Origin of the sequence: Vibrio sp. RM-69-4 (assembly GCF_024743775.1) — a bacterium.
GTDB classification, from domain to species: Bacteria; Pseudomonadota; Gammaproteobacteria; order Enterobacterales; family Vibrionaceae; genus Vibrio; species Vibrio anguillarum.
The window spans coordinates 428,037-449,886 of the sequence record NZ_JAMQXI010000076.1 but is presented as its reverse complement, the minus strand read 5'-3'; the positions used below and the strand labels follow the sequence as shown (position 1 = coordinate 449,886).

24 protein-coding genes and 1 pseudogene are annotated in these 21,850 nt (G+C 41.8%); 3 read left to right on the top strand and 22 right to left on the bottom strand.

Annotation, left to right across the window (positions count from 1 at the left end; genetic code table 11):
• Window positions 1-15: 15 nt before the first annotated feature.
• The 8 genes and pseudogenes from NB504_RS14320 to NB504_RS14285 form a co-directional block, all read right to left on the bottom strand.
• The gene (locus NB504_RS14320; protein ID WP_019281558.1) at window positions 16-255 is read right to left on the bottom strand and encodes a hypothetical protein; all 240 of its coding nucleotides are present in this window, start codon (window positions 253-255) and stop codon (window positions 16-18) included.
• A 119-nt stretch (window positions 256-374) separates the two neighbouring features.
• Window positions 375-2,363 (bottom strand): DNA topoisomerase III, encoded by a 1,989-nt coding sequence (locus NB504_RS14315; RefSeq protein WP_258429126.1) that lies wholly within the window; start codon window positions 2,361-2,363, stop codon window positions 375-377.
• On the bottom strand, window positions 2,360-2,827 hold the full coding sequence (locus tag NB504_RS14310; protein WP_081244936.1) for a hypothetical protein: 468 nt from the start codon (window positions 2,825-2,827) through the stop codon (window positions 2,360-2,362). The genes NB504_RS14315 and NB504_RS14310 overlap by 4 nt, the downstream gene beginning before the upstream one ends.
• Window positions 2,824-4,707, bottom strand: coding sequence for a site-specific integrase (locus NB504_RS14305; RefSeq protein WP_258429125.1), 1,884 nt, complete (start codon window positions 4,705-4,707; stop codon window positions 2,824-2,826). The genes NB504_RS14310 and NB504_RS14305 overlap by 4 nt, the downstream gene beginning before the upstream one ends.
• Complete coding sequence (locus NB504_RS14300) at window positions 4,704-6,467, bottom strand: site-specific integrase (protein WP_258429124.1); 1,764 nt, start codon at window positions 6,465-6,467, stop codon at window positions 4,704-4,706. Before NB504_RS14300 ends, NB504_RS14305 begins: the two co-directional genes overlap by 4 nt.
• 4 nt (window positions 6,468-6,471) lie before the next feature.
• The gene (locus NB504_RS14295; protein WP_019281566.1) at window positions 6,472-7,785 is read right to left on the bottom strand and encodes a site-specific integrase; all 1,314 of its coding nucleotides are present in this window, start codon (window positions 7,783-7,785) and stop codon (window positions 6,472-6,474) included.
• An 80-nt stretch (window positions 7,786-7,865) separates the two neighbouring features.
• A pseudogene (locus NB504_RS14290) lies at window positions 7,866-8,186 on the bottom strand (toprim domain-containing protein); the annotation flags it as partial.
• Between the two features lie 84 nt (window positions 8,187-8,270).
• Complete coding sequence (locus tag NB504_RS14285) at window positions 8,271-8,603, bottom strand: Grx4 family monothiol glutaredoxin (protein WP_010318865.1); 333 nt, start codon at window positions 8,601-8,603, stop codon at window positions 8,271-8,273.
• Between the two features lie 242 nt (window positions 8,604-8,845).
• Between NB504_RS14285 and sodB the strand changes: the two genes are divergently transcribed.
• From sodB to NB504_RS14270, 3 genes are all read left to right on the top strand, one after another.
• Window positions 8,846-9,430: a superoxide dismutase [Fe] gene (gene sodB / locus NB504_RS14280; RefSeq protein WP_010318866.1), complete on the top strand. Its 585-nt coding sequence runs from the start codon at window positions 8,846-8,848 to the stop codon at window positions 9,428-9,430.
• 122 nt (window positions 9,431-9,552) lie between these two features.
• Window positions 9,553-10,056, top strand: coding sequence for a VC2046/SO_2500 family protein (locus tag NB504_RS14275; RefSeq protein ID WP_258429123.1), 504 nt, complete (start codon window positions 9,553-9,555; stop codon window positions 10,054-10,056).
• A gap of 233 nt (window positions 10,057-10,289) precedes the next feature.
• Entirely contained in the window at window positions 10,290-10,916 is a 627-nt protein-coding gene (locus NB504_RS14270; RefSeq protein WP_405054815.1) for an SDR family oxidoreductase, read from the top strand.
• Window positions 10,917-10,949: 33 nt separating this feature from the next.
• On the opposite strand, the gene NB504_RS14265 is transcribed toward NB504_RS14270, so the two are convergent.
• The 14 genes from NB504_RS14265 to NB504_RS14200 all read right to left on the bottom strand — a co-directional run bounded on the left by NB504_RS14265 (window position 10,950) and on the right by NB504_RS14200 (window position 21,847).
• Window positions 10,950-11,714: a VacJ family lipoprotein gene (locus NB504_RS14265; RefSeq protein ID WP_013856383.1), complete on the bottom strand. Its 765-nt coding sequence runs from the start codon at window positions 11,712-11,714 to the stop codon at window positions 10,950-10,952.
• Between the two features lie 69 nt (window positions 11,715-11,783).
• Window positions 11,784-13,001 (bottom strand): c-type cytochrome biogenesis protein CcmI, encoded by a 1,218-nt coding sequence (gene ccmI / locus NB504_RS14260; protein WP_013856382.1) that lies wholly within the window; start codon window positions 12,999-13,001, stop codon window positions 11,784-11,786.
• Window positions 13,001-13,498 carry a cytochrome c-type biogenesis protein gene (locus NB504_RS14255; RefSeq protein WP_017042542.1) on the bottom strand — a complete coding sequence of 166 codons (498 nt, stop codon included), beginning with the start codon at window positions 13,496-13,498 and terminating at the stop codon, window positions 13,001-13,003. Before NB504_RS14255 ends, ccmI begins: the two co-directional genes overlap by 1 nt.
• Window positions 13,498-14,049 carry a DsbE family thiol:disulfide interchange protein gene (locus NB504_RS14250; protein WP_013856380.1) on the bottom strand — a complete coding sequence of 184 codons (552 nt, stop codon included), beginning with the start codon at window positions 14,047-14,049 and terminating at the stop codon, window positions 13,498-13,500. The genes NB504_RS14255 and NB504_RS14250 overlap by 1 nt, the downstream gene beginning before the upstream one ends.
• The gene (locus NB504_RS14245) at window positions 14,050-16,005 is read right to left on the bottom strand and encodes a heme lyase CcmF/NrfE family subunit (RefSeq protein WP_017045241.1); all 1,956 of its coding nucleotides are present in this window, start codon (window positions 16,003-16,005) and stop codon (window positions 14,050-14,052) included. It lies immediately after the preceding gene.
• On the bottom strand, window positions 16,002-16,487 hold the full coding sequence (gene ccmE / locus NB504_RS14240) for a cytochrome c maturation protein CcmE (protein WP_208892545.1): 486 nt from the start codon (window positions 16,485-16,487) through the stop codon (window positions 16,002-16,004). The genes NB504_RS14245 and ccmE overlap by 4 nt, the downstream gene beginning before the upstream one ends.
• Window positions 16,484-16,690: a heme exporter protein CcmD gene (ccmD, locus tag NB504_RS14235; RefSeq protein WP_013856377.1), complete on the bottom strand. Its 207-nt coding sequence runs from the start codon at window positions 16,688-16,690 to the stop codon at window positions 16,484-16,486. The genes ccmE and ccmD overlap by 4 nt, the downstream gene beginning before the upstream one ends.
• 2 nt (window positions 16,691-16,692) lie before the next feature.
• Complete coding sequence (locus tag NB504_RS14230) at window positions 16,693-17,445, bottom strand: heme ABC transporter permease (protein ID WP_019280903.1); 753 nt, start codon at window positions 17,443-17,445, stop codon at window positions 16,693-16,695.
• 111 nt (window positions 17,446-17,556) lie between these two features.
• Window positions 17,557-18,225 (bottom strand): heme exporter protein CcmB, encoded by a 669-nt coding sequence (gene ccmB, locus NB504_RS14225; RefSeq protein ID WP_013856375.1) that lies wholly within the window; start codon window positions 18,223-18,225, stop codon window positions 17,557-17,559.
• Window positions 18,222-18,845: a cytochrome c biogenesis heme-transporting ATPase CcmA gene (ccmA, locus tag NB504_RS14220; RefSeq protein WP_258429122.1), complete on the bottom strand. Its 624-nt coding sequence runs from the start codon at window positions 18,843-18,845 to the stop codon at window positions 18,222-18,224. Before ccmA ends, ccmB begins: the two co-directional genes overlap by 4 nt.
• Before the next feature lie 211 nt (window positions 18,846-19,056).
• Window positions 19,057-19,557, bottom strand: coding sequence for a DUF2802 domain-containing protein (locus NB504_RS14215; protein ID WP_309303447.1), 501 nt, complete (start codon window positions 19,555-19,557; stop codon window positions 19,057-19,059).
• A complete protein-coding gene (locus tag NB504_RS14210) occupies window positions 19,557-20,051 on the bottom strand; it encodes a chemotaxis protein CheW (protein ID WP_013856372.1) in 495 nt (164 codons plus the stop codon). Before NB504_RS14210 ends, NB504_RS14215 begins: the two co-directional genes overlap by 1 nt.
• Before the next feature lie 40 nt (window positions 20,052-20,091).
• Entirely contained in the window at window positions 20,092-21,081 is a 990-nt protein-coding gene (locus tag NB504_RS14205) for a chemotaxis protein CheW (protein ID WP_017048525.1), read from the bottom strand.
• A complete protein-coding gene (locus NB504_RS14200) occupies window positions 21,071-21,847 on the bottom strand; it encodes a ParA family protein (RefSeq protein WP_026027244.1) in 777 nt (258 codons plus the stop codon). Before NB504_RS14200 ends, NB504_RS14205 begins: the two co-directional genes overlap by 11 nt.
• Window positions 21,848-21,850: the final 3 nt, after the last annotated feature.

Sequence of the window (21,850 nt, the reverse complement as noted above, 5' to 3'; positions counted from 1 at the left end):
CGTCAATGAGAGTTATTAAAGCTTAGCGGTATCGAGGCCTGCGGCTTTAAGTCGCTGAGTTAAGTTGCGCATCTTGCTGAATTCTGTACCGAAACTGCTTCGCAGGCCCACTCCTTCACAAAACTCTTTGGCGGTAATGCTCTTCAGCTCATCGGCGTATTTGAGCATTTGAAGATGCAGTTCAGCTGTATATTGGTTACGTGGGGCATCTGACAAGGCCTGCTTAATGCTTTGGTAAATCTCGATTTCGTTCATTTTGAGCCTGTACGCAAGATGAAACTAGATAATTTAGCTAAAGTAGCTAAATTATCTAGCCATTTCAATGGATAGATAATTTCTTGAAGTCGGCGTTTAATCCTTGAATACTATTTGCCTCACTCTAATTCACTACTTTTACCTTTGGTCTTATACGTTCTACCTTTTGCGGTTGACCGCTTAGTTGACGAAGTAGAGCGTCGCTTGGCGCGATTTTTAAAACTTGGCTGTTGACCCAAACCACTTAGCGATTTAAAGCTCGCTTTGTGGGATTCGATTTCACTTAACAACAACAATAAACCGTTCATTAATGGATTCATAAAATCTTGATAGCGTAATTTTTTTTCACAAATGGCCTCAAGCTGTGCTTCCCAATGCGCGGTCATATCCGGTACTACCATTCGTTCGGGTAGGCTTTGAATTAATTGCTTACCTATGGGCGTAGTGCGAATTTCTTTTCCTTGCTTCGTTAAAAATTGCCGTTTGAACAACAACTCAATGATACTGGCTCGTGTCGCTTCAGTGCCGAGACCGTCCGTCTCCCTTAACACTTTTTTAATTTCAGGGTCAGCTACATATCTGGCAATTCCTGTCATGGCAGCTAATAAGGTCGCATCAGTAAAGTGCTTTGGTGGACTCGTCTGTTTCTCATCAAGCTTCCCATCAATGCAGGTTACGCCGTCTCCTTCTATCAGCATCGGTAGTTTACTCGGTGAAAACTCTATGTCACCGGATATGTTTCTGTCATTACATAACAACACCTTCCATCCTTGTTCGATAATTGATTTTTCGCGAGCAATAAACTGACCACCACAAATTTCAACATCTATCTGGTGCTCTGCATAAACAAAAGGAGGGTAAAACTGCATGAGATATTGTCTAGCAATTAACTCATAAATTTGTTGTTCTTCACGAGTTAATCTTGAAGATCCCACACTTGTTGAAGTAGGAATGATCGCATGGTGAGCACCTACTTGGCTGTCATTCCATACCTTAGTTTTAATTGATAAATCACAACCCGATACAGCAAGGCTTAACACCTGCAAAGTTTTTGCAATAGCCTGAGTTACGTCTTTTCTTTCGTCAAAATGCCCTGCTGGTAGGTAGCGACAGTCTGACCTTGGATAAGTTATTAACTTATGGCGTTCATATAATTGCTGACAGACATCCAAAGTTTTTTGGGCGTTCATATTAAATCGTTTAGAGGCATCGATTTGCAGTGACGATAAACTGTACGGCAGGGGGGAATACTGCTTTTTTTGGTCTTTAGAAACAGATGTGACTAGCCCCCTCTGATTCATAACCTTATTGATGACCGTTTCAGCAAGCTTTTTCACCAACACCCGCCCATCTTCATCCATGTATAGCTCGCACGCTGCACTGGGCTTCCATTTAGCGATAAATTGTTGCTCTTGATTAGTTTGTAATGTGACAAATACTTCATAGAATGGCTTGCTAATAAAGTTATCTATTTCTTGGTCTCGATGGACCACTAATCCTAATACGGGGGTTTGTACTCGCCCAATTGATAAAACCCCTTGATAACCAGATTCTTGCCCAAGCAGGGTACAAAGGCGTGTCATATTGATCCCGTATAGCCAATCAGCTCTTGATCTCGCCAAGGCCGAAGTCGCTAAAGGAATAAAATCTCTGTTTGACTTTAAGTTTCTGAGGGCCTTTTGAATAGCCGAAGGGTTCATATCATTAACCAAGCAACGCATGGTAGCGTCTCGCTTAGCCTGGCTTACTCCAGTGTAATTTATAACTTCATCAACTAAAATTTGCCCAACTCTGTCGGGGTCGCCCATATTGACCAGTAAATCAGCTTCTTTTATTAGCTTTTTAACAGTATTGAACTGCTTGCTTGTTTCACGTTTTACCTGCTGCTTCCATTCATTTGGTACTATAGGTAAGTGTTCTCTTCGCCATTTTTTATATTCAGGATTATAGGCTTCAGGATCGGCCTGTTCGAGCAAATGTCCAATACACCAGGTAACTACATCTCCGCTGGCGACTTTAATGAAACCGTCCCCTTTCTGATGAGGTTTAGGCAGTACATCTGCAACAGCACGACCAACACTGGGCTTTTCAGCTATATAGAGAATCATCTATCTCGCCCTTTTACCATTTCAACCACTTTAATAGCATGAAGTTCTTCTTCTAACTGCTGGATACGCTCTAATGCTTCAAAGAGTGCAAACTCCAAGTTTGCACTCTTTGCCACAACCTGATCACAAAAGTTTTTAATCAGATCCCGTTGTTCTCTGTACTTAGTTTTTAAACGGCGTTCTTCTTCCAACTGATGGCGAAAATTTTTACTTTTATGTTTAACAAATGATTTATTTACTTGCTTAACATCTGCCTTAGCAATTACAACTCTGGCTTTTTCTACAAATTCTTTATAATAGTAAATGCCGCCTGAACTAAGACCAGCTTCGTCATTGATTCGTTTTAGATTGATTTTTCCATCGTTTGAAGTTTTTTCTGGCTTTCCGTCTATTAAACGATTCAGAGCGAGCTCTAACCTTTGAAGAGTTATTTCTGAACGTTCCTTTATATCGATTTTATTCATAACAATGTCACCGATATATCTGCTGAAAATTTAACGTATGGTAAATTATGCTCATCCAATACCTTTTCGATCGACCGTATTTCGGAATAGAATTTCGATAATATGTTCGGTTGATTAACTTTAGCTTCATCCATCTTAGTGTACTTTGTTATTAATCTGTCACGCATTTTTTCAAGCTCTATCGCTTTTTCTTTCGTGACGACCTTGTATTGACAAATAGTCATATCACAAATTCGATCACAACTTGGATTTGTACAATGTCCTGTTGGATGCTCAATAATTGACAAACGCCCTTCTTGTACTTGTTGAGCTATTTCATCCCGACTTAAATATATCGTTGACTTTGCATTAGCACGCAAACTCAGAATCCGTTTACCCTCTGGCCCCGCTAAGGTTTCAGCTTCATTGTATATGTAATATAGTGTATCAGTCATGTAAGCTGTACTTTCACAAGATATTTCTGCTTGCAAGCTGGCATCCATCATCATATCTAGGTAAGACGCTACACTTGCTTGATTTGAGTACCATAACGTCATCGCAATGTTCATGTGTTTGAACTGGTATTTTAAATCCAATAACGAAGCAAGTTTATTTCTAACAAGATAAACAGCGAAAGTACGACGAAATGAGTGAGGATGAGGAATTAATATTTCACCAACATTCAACTTACTGTGCCGAGTCGGATTTAGAAGATTGAACTCTTTAATGTCTTCTGGCGTTAATTTATAACCCACTGAATAAACAAAGTTCCTCAATGAATTATTTATAGCTTCCCTTCCAGCCTTTGGATTAATTGCTGACGGGACAGGAAAATTAACAAGTATTGAGTTTATATCTTGAAGATAAAGATTCCTCTCGTCTTCATGGACTATTTTCTTAGAATTATCCAACCAATAATCTCTAGCAAATTGATAACTTTCCCACAATAATTCGATAGCTTTTTTTGCGGCTGGAATTGTGACCCAACTTACTGCTCTTTTTACACCACCTTTGTTTGGCTTTGTATCGAATCCATTTAAAATTGGAATTGAAAATCCAGCATACTCTTTCTCTTGGTATGAATTCAAATTAAACGATCTTAACTCCGCATCTCTACAGCCGCTAAAAGCAAAAATAACGGTATAGCAAGCACCTCTAACACTAGCTAACCAAATACCAGTATGATCTAGTTCAATGTTAGGAAAATATCCAATTTTTTTATATGTTTGCTTAGTCGCAACTTTTATTTTCTCTTCGTTTCGTCCTCTTAACTTTACTTGATTAATAAATTCCTTATAGAGCCTTGATATTAAGTGACGATCTTCATGTAAATGTTCCACTATACGAATTGCCTCACCAAAATATACAGTTGCAACGTTCTCGGGCATCGCCATAGTTTGCTTAGAAAATCTTGAGTCACCTGCTAGATAATAGGCTAAGTCATCGGCTTTACCTATATCACGAGTTATATATCCTTCTTGAGTCAAAGTTGGAAAAAAAATCAAGCTATTCTTCCAGGTTTTGTATTTCAATTTCAATAACCTCGCATCAGCAATGACGGCACTATAAATAATAGTGTTATCTAGGTCCTTATAAGAATTCCCACCTTGTCTCAAGATTAAATTTTGAAAGGTTACAGAACCAAAAATTAAATTCTTCAACATCGAAGTCTTTGACATCAACATGCTAGACTGTATTATTTTAAGTGCTATATCCTTTATCGTCCTTTCGAATTCGCCTGATAGTGATTTAAATGAAATGGTTATTTTTTCATTGAAAAACACCCAACGTTTATCCGAGTAAAAGGAATAAGGGTTATTTGATGAATCATATGAAACGACGAGATCATTTAAGTCATTTTCACGTGTAACCTGAAGAAGACATTGTTGCTGCTTTATCATTTGTAAATCCCCATAAATATTTTAAGATCATCATCGTCAGACCATAGTGGATGGGGTGACTCCAAATATTGCTCGTACGCCTTTTTGTAAACCATCGGAAATCTTTCTTGAATTACAAGCAGGATATGCTCTATAGAGTTGGTTACTTTTTTCAGATGTTGTGATGGTATCGAATTTACGGAAGGGCGACTTAAAGCCTCAGAGATAGCATCTCTAAACGATAGTAATGACCAAACATCCTGTACCTCAGCAATAACTGCATGATAAGGACAATCAAAGCAATCTAGGAACTTAAAACATGCTATTTTGTCGGTATTATTCGCAAGTGCATTTTGTATAAGCGCTTTTTTCAACTGTTCTGCTTTATCGCCGAATGGTCTCGTACATCTCAATCCATTTGTAATGATGGAAGCTTTTATCCCACTACCCTGTAAGTATTTCTCTCGGATAGGATCTTTAAAATTATATGCAATTTGCTCTTTTGCTTCCTTTAAGCTAACACCTAGTAAAGTCTGTTGCCTAATAGCTAAGGCCGAAGCAAGTGAAAGCTCCATTGTTTCGGGATTACCATCTGTATAGTGTTTACTTACGGTCTCAGGTAAGTTGTTGAGCCCATCAGCTACTGCAAATATGCTTTCTGTCGCGCGCATGATAATTGATGCTTTGGTCTTCCTAAACCTCTGAGTTTTAAGATCTGGAAAATTCAGCTTTCGAAAAACAACATTCAGATCTGTCGTTTCTGAACTAGTCATTTGCAAGGCGATACCATTTATAATTTTGGGAAATACAAATTCATTGTTGTCATTTACTAAACCTTTACTTATACCGATCCAGTGTTGGATGAATTCTTTTGCTCTTCGGTTAAAACCAACATCCAAATAATTAAGGCGACTTCCTTGTCGGCCCTTGACTGTAGCAAGCTTATAGACCCCTCTAGATACAGTCTTGAAAGATTTTTCGCTTATATCTGAATGTTTTAAACCTAATAGTGGCGTTGCATTGATGCCAGTATACAAACAGGTAATAAAGTAAGCTGACCGTGTCAAATCAAATTTCCACTGTTCTCTATTTGTGTTAGCTTTTACTGCCCTTACAGCTTCTCCCTCGCTCGTGATCAAAGGAAAAGCGCATGGGATCACCTTTTTCTCTACGCAATCAGCGTAAATGCTATAAATTGTATCTAATGCTGCATAGAGTTCAGATAACTCCCTATCTGTATAGGGCTTTATACTTTGTGAATCTCTTGGAAAAGCAAAGATAAACGGTTTTAAGTCAAGGTGAAGTTTGAAATCATACTCTCTAACAAACGAAATTAATGTACCTTGTTTTTGTCCAAGATTTTTACCTTTTTTTCCTTTGTGATATTCAGCGACTGACTTTTTCAAATATTCTGCAATAGTGCTAACGGTTAAAATATTTTCGATATTATTTTCATCACAAAACCTGAATAACGCAACCAAAACTGAAAATGTATTAATTTTTGTCCTTGTTGTCCTTTCCATTAAGTTCACCGTCGTAGTAATTTTATTAACTAACGAACGTCGGTTCATTTCTATTTTTTCTATGCGACTAGAATTAACTTTAATCTTATGGATTGGCAAATCTAAAACCGGGCACCCCTTATAATTTAGTCTTTCAAAATCAGCAATAGAATGACCATCGGTAATAAATCTGACGTGAGCAGAAAGCTCAATTAAGTTTTCTGGCTTTGCAATACTAGATGTTAAAGTCTTACGTTTACTACTTCCTAAAAATGACATCAACTTACCTCTCTAAAATAATATCTAGAGCATCTTCGTATGTTGCATTTGCACAGTTTTCTTGCTCGCAAAATCGTAAGTATGCTAATAAGGTAATGCGGTGTTGATGTCCTAATGTAGATTGTAAGTAATCTAAAGCATCTTCTTCTTTTAATTTGTAGTTCAACAGCTCTTTCAAACGAAAAACCGCATAAGTTGCTCTCAAGTTATGGAATTTATGATTAAAATCGTCATGTTGATTTTGAATCTCATTTCGTAACTCACCCCATCTTGCATTAATAGTGTTATCAGAAAATTTATTACCAAGACTGGTAATAAACAAGAATGGATTATTTGCTTCTATTGGATTCAAGCTTATAAATTTTCTTTTTCTTTCCATATATCTTGATGAATTAATGTAAGAATGAAGCTCCAGCATTAAAAATGTTGGGATTTCAGCGTATCGACTCGTTCCTCCCTTTGTATTAACACCCATACTCGGTGCTAAATACAAACCTTCAGCATGAATTAAATATTTTTTATTTAATTGTTCTGCTGTTGGTCTATAAATTTGTCGTTCTCGAAGTGTTAGAATTTCAGACCTTCTCAAACCTGAAAACCTTGCCAATTTAACAGCCAATATAAATTCTGTTGATAGAGGAATATTTACACTTCCCTTAGTGGATTTTCGTAACCCCTTTGGATTAAATAAAATTGCAGATTCAATGCTTCGCCATTCATGCTCGCTCAACGGGATTAGATTTCTAGACAGTCCGTTATGCCGTGCATCCCTCGGTAAGTTCAACCTTAAATCTGTAGAATCTACATGCAGCAATGTATTTCGCATGTAACTGTACTGACCTGCTGTTGTGACCTTTACCAATTCAAAGTTAAAAGGAGGGTTCTCGAATAGATATTTTCTCGACAGATAAAACTTATAAAATTTTATGACAACTCGCATATAACTGTTAGCTGTACTTCTTGCTATGATCCCTGATTGAAAAGCTTCTCTTAGATGTCGCTTAAAAGCATATGTAGGACGTTTTCTTACTGAGGAAGGCATTGAATACCATTCACAGTCGATTTGTTCTAAAAAACTAAAATAATGCAACAAACCTTGAGCTTGAGTTTGCACATCTTTTTTAAATTGATTTGCTTTTAAATTAATGAGCCAATTGTTAGCTACCTCAATAGCGTTGCCGTTACTTCGATATAACAATGGCATTTTTCCCAATACATGAGGCTTATCAGGATTAATGACATCTAATTTCTTGTTGGGTTGTGACGCAAAATACGACGTGAGTTTAAACTCTGGTATTACCCAAATGATGATGGACATGCTGTGACCCTTCTGTTTTTCACATCTTCACACTTATTTTTATGTAATAGTGTCTTTTCATAAAAACATTGTAACAGTGCGCGATCCGGGTCTCCTGCATGGATAATTTGCGATGCTTCTTTCAAAAGCTGACGAATCACAGTCAACTGTTTGCTCGATGTTTTGCGCGGTCTAAGCTGCCACTGTGAAGGAATGATAGGTAAGTCGAGTAAATTCCACTTTTTATAGCGTTCATCATAAACATCCGGCTCAACTTGCTCGAGTAAATGCCCAATACACCAAGTAACGATGTCGCCATTCGCACAGCGAATGAAACCTTGATCTTTCTTGTGTGGTTTCGGCAGAGCATCGGCTATGGCGCGCCCTAAGCTGGGCTTTTCAGCAATGAATAAACGGGTCATAAACTCAAATCAACGCAAAAAAATAAGGCCACATTAACCAATGTGACCTTAATAAATCAAGAAAAACTGTTATTTTATACAGTATTACTCTTCATTGCCTGCACGTGCAGCGGCTTCTTTCACTAAAGGTTGCAGTTCGCCTTTTTGGAACATTTCGATAATGATGTCACAACCACCAATCAACTCACCTTCAATCCACAATTGTGGAAAAGTAGGCCACTGTGCGTATACAGGCAGCTCAGCGCGGATATCTGGGTTTTGCAGAATATCCACATAAGCAAATTTCTCACCGCAAGCCATCAAAGCCTGCGCAGCTTGAGAAGAAAATCCGCAACTTGGTAGCTTAGGAGAGCCTTTCATATATAGCAGAATGGCATTTTCTTCAAGTTGCTGTTTAATTTTATCAATAGTTTCCATTGCTTCCTCTTAATGGGGATAGTGCGGTTTGTTACTGACATTCTAAATCATTAATAGAGAATAAAAAGCACATATTATTTATGGATATCCTGCCTATACAACAATTTTCAATATTAGGACTTTTAATAAAGTAAAAACTTGCTAAAATACCTTCAAGTCAGTCGTATCGACGAATATCATTATAATATCTGGAAGCTACTGAAAGAGACTTTCACTCTTTCTACACAACGGAGAATCGAGCAATGTCATTCGAATTACCAGCTTTGCCTTACGCTAAAGACGCTCTAGAACCACACATTTCAGCCGAAACACTAGATTTCCACCACGGTAAGCACCACAACACTTACGTTGTGAAGCTTAACGGCCTTATTCCTGGCACTGAATTTGAAGGTAAATCTCTCGAAGAGATCATCAAAACTTCAACTGGTGGCGTGTTTAATAACGCCGCTCAAATTTGGAACCACACCTTCTATTGGCACTGCCTTGCACCAAATGCAGGTGGCGAACCAACAGGTGCCGTTGCAGACGCAATCAACGCTGCATTTGGTTCTTTTGAAGCTTTTAAAGCAAAATTCACTGACTCAGCGATCAATAACTTTGGTTCATCTTGGACTTGGTTGGTGAAAAATGCGGATGGCTCTTTAGAGATCATCAACACTTCAAATGCAGCCACACCACTGACTCACGAAGGTGTGACTCCGCTACTGACGGTTGATCTGTGGGAACATGCTTACTACATCGATTACCGTAACCTACGCCCTGACTACATGAATGGTTTCTGGGCACTGGTTAACTGGGCATTCGTTGCAGAAAACCTAGCAAAATAACCTTTTCCCCTTGGATTGGTATTTAGTCATATGAAAAGCCTGCTTTATCGCAGGCTTTTTTGTTATTTTATCTAAAGTTATCTGCTTTCTCGCCGCTAAAAGTGCATCGGTTGGAGAGGCAAATGCAAGTACATACATTAGATAAAGCCAGTATTATAAACGAGCTTCAATTTGGCTCGGGGCTAAGCCATGCTGTCCAGCAAGGACGCCGTGCGGACTTTGCACTCATACTGTCGATGTTTTCTAACGATGTACGCGACAACACTCCTGTTGAACGTATTGAAAACCCACCCACTAGTGATGAATTGTTACGTAAGCGATTTGAGCTTACGGAGCCTCAAGCACTGCGTTCCGACCAAAGCTCTTACGCTGTTTCAGCAAAACAGGCCGAGCTTTTCCATCACGGAGGGCTCGCCAGTGCGAAACTCAGTCACTACTTGACTCCTGAAGTACTCGTCTATTTGCCTGAAGATACGCATGATTTACCCGAAGAGGTATATCTTAATCTGTCAGGACATGAGCGAAGGCATCTTGCCTCCCCCTCAAACGTTGAGCTCTTAGTTGCCGATCTGTCGGTTCAACTCACCGTTGCCCACCGGCGAGATCAGATCCGCACCCAAGTTTGATGTCTTGTATGTAACACAAAACGACATTCTCTAGATCAGAATGTGAGTATGACCAAAAAAAACACATACCACGCTCGCTTAGGCTGAGTAATTTGATGTTATTCACACCCTACCCACAGTTAATCAACCATCCTATTGAGACTAAATCCCGCTACAACAATAAAACAAACAATAGGGTGAGGCACCCAATGGATATAAAAAGTGCAATAATATTAATCACTTCAGCAAGTTCGATGCTTGGTAGCACGCTGGCCGTTCATTTCGCACATTTAGGTGCAAAAATTATTTTGTGTGACCAAGACAAATTTGGGTTAATGGAAACCTTTGCTCGTTGCAAAGCGATCTCTCAGGATGTTCATTATTACCACACACCAGATTACTCTTTAGAAACGATCCATCGGCTGTTCGATTTTATTGATCAAACCTATCATGGGGCACCGGATGTACTGGTCAATAATTGGCCAAATACATCCCTCCCCCCCTTGATAGGTGAACAACGAGCTGAAGTCTTTCTTCAGAAGCTCGCCATGATGGCCTCAACTTTATTCACTTTTGGTCAAGCAAGTGCTGAGCGAATGCGTATTAACAACAAACCAGGTGTGATTGTGAACGTCATTTCTCAAAATGATGAGTATGACCTAGCGGGAATTGAAAATGCGAATTCTATGGTTTCTGGTTTCACGCAGAGTTGGGCAAAAGAACTAACCCCTTTCAACATAAGGGTCGGAGGCGTAGTGCCTAGCACAAAAGGTGATGTAGATGAGAAGCCCCATTGGGCTGAGCTGCAAGATGAATTGATCCGCAATACGGAATACATCGTCGCTAACGAATACTTTAGCGGACGTGTGATGTCGGCCTAGCTAGCAGTACAAGGCCGACCTACATGGGTATGATTAAAACCCTTCTTCCAGATAATCGTCGAGATACTCTTCTTCCGATTCATCATACGTTTGGGTATCAATTTCTGCTTTAAAATCTTGGCGTTGTAAATAAACATCGCGAGTTAATGAATATGGATCTGGGGAGTTTTCCAACGTCACTTCTTGAGGAACGAGCCTTGCTCGGGTCTCCAATCCTTCCAGAGCCCATTTGCCTAGGCCAGCCCAGACATTGAGATAAGAAAGTGGTACATACAAGCCATCCACAACATCTGTGGTTTCTCGAATCGTGTAGGGCCCGTATCCAGGAATCATTAAATATGGACCATTACCAACACCATAATGACCTACCGCATCACTAAACGCTTTTTCATTGTGTTTGGTGATGCCCGCTTCTGACGCAATATCAATCATCCCAAACAGGCCTAAGGTGCTATTAATCCAAAAGCGGTTAAAGTGGTCAACGGCTTTCGTGCCATTACCCATCAGTATGTTGTTGATAATGCTTGAAGGTTCATCAAGGTTTGACAGAACATTGGCGATCGTTTTTCTAATGGGGTGTGGAATGTAATCCACGTAGGCAATCGCAACAGGGCGAACCAAGTATGGATCGATATAATCGTAGTTGATTGTCCACATTGATCGGTTAAAAACCTCAAAAGGATCGCCCGACTGCGTTTGATTTGATTCGGCTGACGTTGAATCCGGAGCGCTTGCACACCCTGCTAATACGAAAAGGAACAGCATAGGGCATATCAGTCGGGATAGGCGGCTTATCATTATTTATTTCCATGTATAAAGGCCGATGAGACATCGGCCTATCAATACGTTAATTGTATATAAGTGCTATTAATACTGCTTATTGATCACAACTTCAACAGGTTGACCGAGGCTCATGGGAGCACTTTCACCAAACCAATCACCTTGTTTAGTTGAAACATTGCCATCCGTATCCAAGCGTACTCGAACAATAAGCTGTGCAAGGTCGGATAACTTCCGCCCTTGAACCATGCTATTGCTATCATCTAACACAACCTTAATAGGGAATTGAGTCAGTGGATAACGCGCTGCGGCAACAGGCATAGGTGCACCATCAGAACTGTGCACAGAGACTATGAGTACTGCATTTTGTTCAAGAGTCACACCATCACCGAGTGAGATGGTGACAGGAACCATTTTCCCATCGATAGCTTTAGGCTGCATTTTGCTTTGTGCTCTTTCAATACTGCGCGAAAGCATCTCATAACGGCTATCTTCAGGGCCAATCATCTGCTGCATTAATCGCCAATACTTCATCGCCGCTGGGTAATCCTGGCGTTCAAACGCATCAAACGCAAGTAGTGAAAACACGCGTAGATCAACATAATCTTGTTGTACTAATGCCGTTAAAATTTCACGTGCTTGATTTTGGTCAAGCTCATCTTGTGACAACATTAATGCTTGCGCATAGCCCAACTTCACATCTGCATCTTTTGGATCTAACGCATACGCTTTCTTCATTGAGCCAATCGATGTTTCTATATCTCTGTTAGCAAGTCCAATACGTCCAAGCAGCAACCACCCGGTCGCATCTTGAGGCTGATAATGCAGACGAGTGCGCAGCGCCAGTGTGAGATCATTCATCTCATCATCACTTAAGGCAGCTCCTTCTGGTGACATCATTTTTTTTGAGAGTGCAGGTAAGTTAGCGTTCACTTGCTGCCACTGCTCTACTTGACTAGCCGCGCCAAATTTTAGGTAAAAGCCATAGCTTAAGATAACGACCAATAAAATCGAGGGGATCAAAACAACCATCGGTGATACATGTGAAGAATTTCCTTGCACCGATTGCGCAGGAATATCATCCAATAGCGACTGTTTCAGATCAGCAATCAGCTCTTGTTCGCTGTCAACCAACCCTTCTTGCGTCTCTTCGTGTAACTCTGCAAGGCGGTTTTTAAAGATCGCTTTGTTCAATTCATCACGCAGCGCTGCATCGTTGTTCGCTCTGTTTTTGAGGATCGGCAGTGCAATGAAGACACAACCAAAGAAGGTCAGAATGAGGGTAGATAACCAAAAAAACGTCATTATTGTTTGTCTCCATGCTTCTCATCATCAACCGCGTCTTCGGCGAGCAACTGATTTAATCGCTCTTCCTTTTCGGCATCCCAAACTTCACCATTTTGAGCGGTTGATGCTTTACGACGTTTGCTGCGTAATACAATAAAACCAAAACCCAGAAACACCACACTCAAAGGACCTAGCCATAAGATGGAAGTCGCCAAAGTCAACGGTGGGTTATAGGTCACAAAGTTGCCGTAACGTGCAATCATGTAGTCAACAATGTCTTGTTCAGACTTACCTTGTTTGGTCATTTCATAGACTTTATTACGTAAGTCCTGTGCTAATGCAGCATTTGAGTCGGCAATAGTATTGTTTTGACACTTTGGACAACGCAATGTATTGCTCAACTCTTTGAATTGCTGCTCTTGCTGTGGATTATCAAACTCGTACACTTCAATTGCAGATTGCACAGAAAATACCAAAGCAAAGCTAGCAATGATCGATAATATAAAACGCTTCATTACTTCGCTTCCTCTAGAAGTTTCTGATACATAGGTTGCAAAGTTGTTTGCCAATTGGTTGGATTAACATCCCCCACATGGCGGTAACGAATAACGCCGTTGGCATCAATGAGAAAGGTTTCCGGCGCACCGTAAACGCCGAGATCTAACCCTAGCATACCATTACCATCGAACAGGCTGATCAAGTAAGGATTACCTAGCTCATTTAACCATTGAACCGCTTTATCTCGTTGATCTTTATAATTTAAGCCTATAATTTTTACACCATCACCCGCCAACCGATTGAGATATTGATGTTCGGCATAGCAGGTCGGGCACCAAGTTGCCCAGACGTTCAGCAGCAAAGGCTCCCCTTTAAATATCGCTTGGTCATACAGCTTGCCGGGTTCGGCTAAATCTTCCAAACGAAATTCAGGCACAGACTTACCAATCAGAACCGACTCCAATTTTGTGGGATCATCACCTTCGGTATTTTTGACCAACTGAGTAACAAAGACGGCAACTAGACCAAGAAAAGCCACCAATGGAATAAATAGAATTTTCTTGTTCATCTACGCCTCCTGTTGGGAGCTTTTTCTAAAGCGGTAGCGTTTGTCACTGATAGCTAGCGCACCACCTAATGACATCAATAAAGCACCAGCCCAGATCCAACGTACAAATGGTTTGTAATAAATTCGGATCGCCCATGAACGACCATCTTCTAATCGCTCACCCATTGCAATGTACAAATCGCGAGTGATGCCACGATCGATGGCCGCTTCAGTCATCATTGACTTGGCAGTACGATAAAAGCGTTTTTCCGCATGGAGTGTATTCACGTATTGCCCATCCTGCGTAATTTCAAAATCGGCAATATAACCATCATAGTTCGGGCCATCTTTATCTCTCAACCCTTTGAAATAAAAGTTATATTGTTGGATTTCAAAAGATTCCCCAGGTGCTAGACGAACATCACGCTCGATACTGTAGTTTTGCACCATCGCAATACCAATCACAGTAACGGCAAGACCAACATGGCCTAACATCATGGCCCAGTGGCTACGTTGTAATTTAGTCACCCCTATCATAAAGCTATGACGATGTGTCGCACGTTGGTGCAACTCGACAACGTGTAGCAAGATGATCCAAAACGCCATGACCCAGCCGATAAATGCCATCAAGCTAAAGCGTTCAGCTAGCAGGTACACCATAACCGCCGAAAGAATCAACGCCATCAGGCCACAAATCAACATCGGTTTCAAAAGCTTGGAAAAATTATCGCGCTTCCAACGGATCAGTGGACCGATCCCTAGCAAAAATGCAAATGGCACCATTAGCCATGCAAACAGCATGTTGAAGAAAGGCGCTCCTATTGATACGGAACCAAGGCCAATCTGCTTGTGGATTAAAGGTAACAAGGTGCCAACCAACACCACCACCAATGCCGCGATTAATAAGATGTTGTTGGAGAGCAGCGCATTTTCACGCGAGATCAATTCAGCATTGCCACGGACGCGCACTGCCGCACCTTTAACGGCAAACAATAGCAGTGAGCCACCGATGACAAACACCAAAAACCCAAGAATAAACAGGCCACGAGCGGGATCGGATGCAAATGCGTGTACCGAAACCAAAATACCAGATCGCACTAAGAATGTGCCCAGTAAACTGAGCGAAAATGCTGAAATTGCCAGTAACACTGTCCAAGCTTTGAATGTGCCACGTTTTTCTGTCACAGCAAGTGAGTGCATCAATGCCGTTCCCGCAAGCCATGGCATAAACGACGCGTTTTCTACTGGATCCCAGAACCACCAGCCACCCCAGCCAAGTTCGTAGTAAGCCCACCACGAACCTAGCGCGATACCTAATGTCAAAAATAACCACGCCGCAGTTGTCCAAGGACGAGACCAACGGGCCCATGCAGTATCCAAACGCCCAGTCATCAAAGAGGCTATCGCAAATGAGAATGCGACTGAAAAACCAACATATCCCATGTATAACATGGGTGGGTGAATGATTAGCCCAGGATCTTGTAGCAGCGGGTTTAAGTCACGACCATCAATTGGGAAATAGGGCAAGGTGCGTAAAAATGGATTCGAAGTCACGATGACAAACAGCAAGAATCCAACGCTGATCAGCCCCATAACAGATAAGACTCGCGCCACAGATTCTTGAGGCATACCACGGCTAAAGGTAGCCACCGCCACAGTCCATCCCGCTTGAATTAAAACCCACAGCAATAATGAACCTTCATGCGCCCCCCACACCGCTGTTAGACGGTAATACCAGGGTAATTGACTATTCGAATTACTCGCCACGTATTGTACCGTGAAGTCATTGACATAAAATGCCCACAGCAAAATGCTAAATGAGACCAATAGCAATGAAAACATTCCCCATGCTAATGGCCGCGCAGTATTCATCAGCATGGTATTGTTTTTAGAAGCACCAACAAGTGGAAGTAAGCTGAGTAATATGGCAAGCCCAAGTGAAACAATAAGGGCAAAATGTCCTATTTCAACAATCATTGAGCACTTCCTTGTTTTTGTTCCGAGCTATAGGTTAACGGCTCATGCGTTTTCTTCATTGCTTCAGCAATTTCCGGTGGCATATAGTTTTCATCATGCTTGGCTAGCACTTCAAACGCTTCTACTGTGGTGGCATCTTTCAATACGCCTTGCGCAACAATACCCTGACCTTCTCTAAACAAGTCGGGTAAGATGCCTTCATATTCGACCATCACATTTGGACCAACATCGTGGAGCTGAAATCTTACTTTTAGTGAACCCGGATCTCTTTTCACAGAGCCCACCACCACCATGCCGCCAATGCGTAGCCGTTGACCCACTTCTGGTTTTGTCCCATCGGGTTTACCGTGTACAAGCTCGGTCGGCGTATAGAAAAGGTCCATATTTTGATTGAGTGCATACAACATCAAACCAATGGTGGCACCAGCCCCAATAATCAATGCCAAAATAATGGTGAGTCTTTTTTTACGTCTTGGGGTCATAAGGTGTTCTCCATATGCTTTGCAGCATCAATTCTGGCTTGGCGTTCAACCTTTGCTTGCACATCTTGCAACAAGGTTTTGCCACGCTTGATGCTGAGCATCAGTAAAATAAACATGGATAAAAAGGTAATGCCAAATGCACTCCATACATAGGCGGAGTAACCGCCCATCGCCAAGAAATCACTCAAAGAGTCAAAATGCATGATCAGTTACCTTTCTGTGTTTGAAGGGTTGCCAATTCGATAACCCAAGGGCGATGGCTCTCTTTACTGATAATTTCATTGCGTAAGCGGACCATAGTGACCGCAGCAAAAAAGAAAGCAAAACCAAAAATATTGAGCAGCAATGGCCACAACATGTCACTGGATATGGAAGGCTTTTCAAATTTAGTAATCGTGGCACCTTGATGCAGGGTATTCCACCACTCAACGGAGAAATGAATGATAGGTAGATTGATCACACCAACGATGGCCAGCAGACCTGCGGCTTTTGCGGCTGTTTTTTGATCATCGAAAGCGTGGTAAAGCGCAATCACTCCCAAATAGAGAAACAGTAAAATGAGCTCAGACGTCAGACGAGCATCCCATACCCACCAGGTACCCCACATCGGTTTGCCCCAAATTGCTCCAGTAATTAACGCAATAAACGTAAATACCGCACCGATGGGCGCCATTGCAGCAGCGGCCATGTCTGACAGTTTTAATTGCCAAACTAGACCAATGAAAGCCGCAATCGCCATCGACATATAAATGCCCATTGACCAAATGGCGGAAGGGACATGAATGTAAATGATTCTGAAGCTGTCGCCTTGTTGATAGTCTGCCGGAGCATAAGCTAAACCAAGGATATTACCGACTACCAGGCATAAGATAGCGAGCCCTGCAAACCAAGGCAGGAACTTTCCACATAGCCGATAGGCGGATTCAGGCTTTGCATAGGGATGGAGCCATTTCCACATTGTATTGTCTCACTCTTACTTCATTGCTTCTGAGCATGTGTCTGCTCAGTTTATTGTGTTGTTGATACGCAACGCTCAAATGCATTGCTGAAAATATCGTTCGTACTTAATTTAGTTAACGCTGACTCTCAATGCTGCACTAATAGCAAATGGAGTTAATGTTATCGCGCCCATAAACATTGCCCCCAAAACAGCCAATTGACCGTTGTAGAGCATGCCAAGCGATGCTGCATCAATAGCTGATGTAGCGAAGATTAAAATCGGGATATACAAGGGTAAGACCAGTAGGCTCAGCAACACGCCACCTTTTTGCAAGCCTACGGTCAATGCAACACCAATAGCACCGATAAAACTCAACGTTGGCGTGCCAATGAACAAAGTCAATACAACTGCAAGCCACGTATTAAAATCTAATGACAATAATACGGCTAACAATGGGCTAATTAAAATTAAAGGCAGTCCAGTCAATAACCAATGAGCCACGACTTTTGAAATAACGACTATGGGTAATGGCACTGGGATCAGCATCATTTGTTCAAGTGACCCGTCTTGAAAATCATCGCGAAACAGACGCTCAAGTGATAGTAGCGCCGACAGTAACGCCGCAACCCAAACAATACCTGCAGCGATACGGGCGAGCAAAGCAGGCTCTGGGCCGATACTCAGCGGGAATAGGGTGATCACTATGATAAAAAACCACAGTGGATTAAAAATATCGGCTTGACGTCGAAAGGCGATCAATAATTCACGACGGATGATCATCCCCATGGTCACGATCATGACTCATGCCCCAATTTAATTTTTCGCAATTGCGGATAGTTAGCAAACATATCTTGGTGTGTGGTCAATACAACAATGCCACCTTGTTGCGCATGCGCTAGAAATAAGGCTTCCAACACTTTGACACCTTGCTTATCAATCGCAGTTAACGGTTCATCTAAAATCCACAACTTTTGTTGACTGAGCCACAAACGAGCCAGCGCAACTCGGCGCTGTTGTCCGGCAGAAAGCTGGCCTGCAGCCACGTCTTCTCGGCCAGCTAAACCCACTTTAGCCAAGGCTTGATATATCTCTTGAGAAGACGATTCTGCATTATGCACTGATTGATAAAAATGAAGATTCTCGAATGCCGTCAAATCGCTCTTAACCCCAGTTTGATGACCAAGAAACAGTAAATCTTGGTGGTAATCATCACGATTAGACTCAATATTCATGCCATTCCACAAAATAGAACCATCCTCTCTATCACCTAACCCGGTAATAATTCGTAGTAAGGTCGTTTTACCTGTGCCGTTCCGTCCTTCAATCTGCACCAATTCGCCAGCATGAATCACAAAGCTAAGTGCTTCAAACAGAACTCTTTCATCACGAATTGCGGTCAGGTTATTTACTTCAAGCATGTGCATCTAAATCGAGAAATTTGAGCCGCTATATTAGCACACCACACCTAAGACAAAACATAATAAGACTATTACCAGTCACGAAACTAGGTAAGAAACTGTTAATTTTTAATTATTTTCTGTCTCATTTACTACTTTGTGGCTACATTTAGCCACATTCAAAACTAGAGAGGGAAGCCATTGGCTTCCCTCTCTAGTTTCGCTCTTTCGACTATTTTTTGGCAGGTCGCCTCGTACTTTGCATCGGCTCGCGACCTTCCGGGTGACTACTCAGTGGCGGGATGCTTTCATGCCCTGCAATTTTCTTCTGCAAGGACATCATCAACTCAGCTTCAGCTTTAGGTAGCTCACACTCTTTAATAAGCTCATTGATGTCAGCACCGAGTTGGACCATTTTTGTCGCTCGGCTGTATAAACGCCCATCCGTATCAACATGTTCCAATTCAGTAATTCGCTCGTTTAAATGCTGGATGAGATCCTGCTGATCCGTCACTTTTTGGCCAAGACCAATAGCAACTGAGCGTATTTCCAACAGCTGTCTATTCGCCTTTTGCAACTCCTTATCTAACGATCGGGCTTGTTGTCTTTGGTGATCAATCTGTTGGGCAAGTCCCTGACGTACACGAAGTAACACCAGCAACAAAAATACAACAACAAAAACCGCGCTCCCTATAAGAATAACAGGAGCACTGAACAACATAGCTTCGCTCATTATAGGTGGACCATCTCGTCCCACTCGTCTTCAGTTAGCAGTTTATTCAGGTCAACAAGGATCAATAGCTTACCGTCACGGTTGCTCACGCCTTGGATAAACTTAGCGCTCTCATCGGTACCAACACTTGGTGTAGTATCGATTTCAGAAGAACGTAGGTAAACTACTTCCGCAACGCTATCGACTAAAATACCAATCACTTGGCGCTCAGATTCAATCACAATAATGCGTGTATTATCCGTGATTTCACCTTGCATTAAGCCAAAACGAGATCGTGTATCAATGACGGTCACAACATTACCACGTAGGTTAATGATGCCAAGAACATAATCAGGAGCACCTGGTACCGGTGCAATTTCTGTATAGCGGAGTACTTCACGTACCTGCATTACATTAATTCCGTATGTTTCTTCTTCTAGTTGGAACGTCACCCACTGAAGCACTTCGTCGTTAGACTTGTCTTTTCTTACTTCTACTTCGTTAGTCTGAGACATACCTTTTCCTCTCTAAGTCGATTCCGACATCAATGTATTATTATTTCTCTAGTGCTTTTACATCAAGCCCTGCATTAAGCATAGCTATCAATGCTTCAACATGGATCAAAGCACACATTTTTTCTTTTACCATTCCAGCAAGCCACGGCCTTTTGCCTGCCTGTTCTCGCCAGCGGACCTTCTCTGAGCTTAGCAATTCTGTACCCATAAGCTGAGTACTTGCTAACCCCCACATACTGTCACCAAGCATGACGATGTATTGATAACCTTCTTTGTAGCTATCATCATGGAGCTTTTCTGCCATTACCCATTTTGCCGTATCGACAACATCTAGCTGATTGTCTTTATTCGTTTGCAGTCCAAGGTACCAAGCAGGTCGACCGATTAAATGATTGAGCGTTGCCATACGGTGGATCCCCCCAAGTTCATCAAGAGGCACCGCAAACGTCACGCCATTCACTTCAAAATAGAGCACTTGAAAATCTCGTGTTCTCGCAGTGCTTTGCCATGTACCAATTCCAGAGTAGCCCGCTTGCGTTTCAAGTTCGACTTCAGCCGTCGGTTGCTCAACCACTTCCACGTCAACAGCAAATTCTTCAACAGTGTCTGCCGCAGTCAGAATTTCAACTTCAGGTTCTGTTTCCAAAGTATCGGCGGGAATATCCCATTCTTGGATCTCTTCAACAATTTCAGCCACTGGTTGAGTTTTTAAAGCGATCTGAACGGTGTTTTGCTCCATGATCTCTTCCAGCTCTAACTCTGCCACTGGATTACTTGATTCTAGCTGGCTTAATAAGCGCTGCACATCATCTAAATTCGGCAGCTCAAACTCAACCACTTCAGCATGGTAATAACTTTTTTCCGGTACAGATTGCACCGATGTCGAAAGCGCTAACTCAGGTTCAGCAAGGGACAATTCTTTTTGCTCTTCCGCTTTCAGCTCAAGTTCAATCGCTTCTTCATCTAGTAACGCTGTAAAGTAGTCATCGAGTGCTTGTTCACTGGATAAAAATGGCCCACTACTCATCAATAGCTAGCCTCTCTAAATAAATCAGCAACTGTTTATAAGCAAAAACACCACGGCTACCTTCAGCAAAATGAGAAGCAGGCAAGCGCTTTAAACTCGCGTCACGAAACTTGGTGTCTATAGGTACAGCAGAGCTCCAAACTTGCTCTGGGTAATCTTTTTTAAGTTGATTCAGCGTTTGCAAAGAAGCCCGGGTTCGCTTGTCGTACATAGTCGGTACGATAGTCACTTTGAACGATCGGCTACGAGATTTTTGCATGATGGCTAAGGTGCGAATCATCCTTTCGAGCCCTTTCATAGCCAGAAACTCAGTCTGCACTGGAATTAAGATACGATCGCTGGCGGCCAATGCATTAACCATCATTACCCCTAAGATTGGAGGACAGTCGATCAATACGTAGTCATAATTATGGCGCAATGCAAGAAGCGCACGTTTCAAAATCAGCCCCATCCCACTGCGGTTGCCCATGACTCTATCTAAAGTGGCTAGAGACATATGGGCAGGGATGAGATCAATGCCTTCAACATCGGTTTTTAGGATAAGAGGGGTAACGCTTTGCTCTGTTAACTCACGTTGCTGAAATAGGTCAAACAGGCTGACGGGCACGCCATCAGAATCATAACCTAAGTATGTAGTAAGCGAGGCGTGAGGGTCAGTATCGACCAACAGCACTCTTTTGCCTTGCTGACTTAGCAAACCGGCAAGCGTAATTGTTGTGGTTGTTTTACCCACACCGCCTTTTTGGTTTGCAATACTCCATACAATCATTGA

What these genes read in the sequence shown, in the direction of transcription:
- NB504_RS14320 (WP_019281558.1), bottom strand. Translation starts at nt 255, where the DNA reads ATGAACGAAATCGAGATTTACCAAAGCATTAAGCAGGCCTTGTCAGAT.
- NB504_RS14315 (WP_258429126.1), bottom strand. Translation starts at nt 2,363, where the DNA reads ATGATTCTCTATATAGCTGAAAAGCCCAGTGTTGGTCGTGCTGTTGCA.
- NB504_RS14310 (WP_081244936.1), bottom strand. Translation starts at nt 2,827, where the DNA reads ATGAATAAAATCGATATAAAGGAACGTTCAGAAATAACTCTTCAAAGG.
- NB504_RS14305 (WP_258429125.1), bottom strand. Translation starts at nt 4,707, where the DNA reads ATGATAAAGCAGCAACAATGTCTTCTTCAGGTTACACGTGAAAATGAC.
- NB504_RS14300 (WP_258429124.1), bottom strand. Translation starts at nt 6,467, where the DNA reads ATGTCATTTTTAGGAAGTAGTAAACGTAAGACTTTAACATCTAGTATT.
- NB504_RS14295 (WP_019281566.1), bottom strand. Translation starts at nt 7,785, where the DNA reads ATGTCCATCATCATTTGGGTAATACCAGAGTTTAAACTCACGTCGTAT.
- NB504_RS14285 (WP_010318865.1), bottom strand. Translation starts at nt 8,603, where the DNA reads ATGGAAACTATTGATAAAATTAAACAGCAACTTGAAGAAAATGCCATT.
- sodB (WP_010318866.1), top strand. Translation starts at nt 8,846, where the DNA reads ATGTCATTCGAATTACCAGCTTTGCCTTACGCTAAAGACGCTCTAGAA.
- NB504_RS14275 (WP_258429123.1), top strand. Translation starts at nt 9,553, where the DNA reads ATGCAAGTACATACATTAGATAAAGCCAGTATTATAAACGAGCTTCAA.
- NB504_RS14270 (WP_405054815.1), top strand. Translation starts at nt 10,290, where the DNA reads ATGCTTGGTAGCACGCTGGCCGTTCATTTCGCACATTTAGGTGCAAAA.
- NB504_RS14265 (WP_013856383.1), bottom strand. Translation starts at nt 11,714, where the DNA reads ATGATAAGCCGCCTATCCCGACTGATATGCCCTATGCTGTTCCTTTTC.
- ccmI (WP_013856382.1), bottom strand. Translation starts at nt 13,001, where the DNA reads ATGACGTTTTTTTGGTTATCTACCCTCATTCTGACCTTCTTTGGTTGT.
- NB504_RS14255 (WP_017042542.1), bottom strand. Translation starts at nt 13,498, where the DNA reads ATGAAGCGTTTTATATTATCGATCATTGCTAGCTTTGCTTTGGTATTT.
- NB504_RS14250 (WP_013856380.1), bottom strand. Translation starts at nt 14,049, where the DNA reads ATGAACAAGAAAATTCTATTTATTCCATTGGTGGCTTTTCTTGGTCTA.
- NB504_RS14245 (WP_017045241.1), bottom strand. Translation starts at nt 16,005, where the DNA reads ATGATTGTTGAAATAGGACATTTTGCCCTTATTGTTTCACTTGGGCTT.
- ccmE (WP_208892545.1), bottom strand. Translation starts at nt 16,487, where the DNA reads ATGACCCCAAGACGTAAAAAAAGACTCACCATTATTTTGGCATTGATT.
- ccmD (WP_013856377.1), bottom strand. Translation starts at nt 16,690, where the DNA reads ATGCATTTTGACTCTTTGAGTGATTTCTTGGCGATGGGCGGTTACTCC.
- NB504_RS14230 (WP_019280903.1), bottom strand. Translation starts at nt 17,445, where the DNA reads ATGTGGAAATGGCTCCATCCCTATGCAAAGCCTGAATCCGCCTATCGG.
- ccmB (WP_013856375.1), bottom strand. Translation starts at nt 18,225, where the DNA reads ATGATCGTGACCATGGGGATGATCATCCGTCGTGAATTATTGATCGCC.
- ccmA (WP_258429122.1), bottom strand. Translation starts at nt 18,845, where the DNA reads ATGCTTGAAGTAAATAACCTGACCGCAATTCGTGATGAAAGAGTTCTG.
- NB504_RS14215 (WP_309303447.1), bottom strand. Translation starts at nt 19,557, where the DNA reads ATGAGCGAAGCTATGTTGTTCAGTGCTCCTGTTATTCTTATAGGGAGC.
- NB504_RS14210 (WP_013856372.1), bottom strand. Translation starts at nt 20,051, where the DNA reads ATGTCTCAGACTAACGAAGTAGAAGTAAGAAAAGACAAGTCTAACGAC.
- NB504_RS14200 (WP_026027244.1), bottom strand. Translation starts at nt 21,847, where the DNA reads ATGATTGTATGGAGTATTGCAAACCAAAAAGGCGGTGTGGGTAAAACA.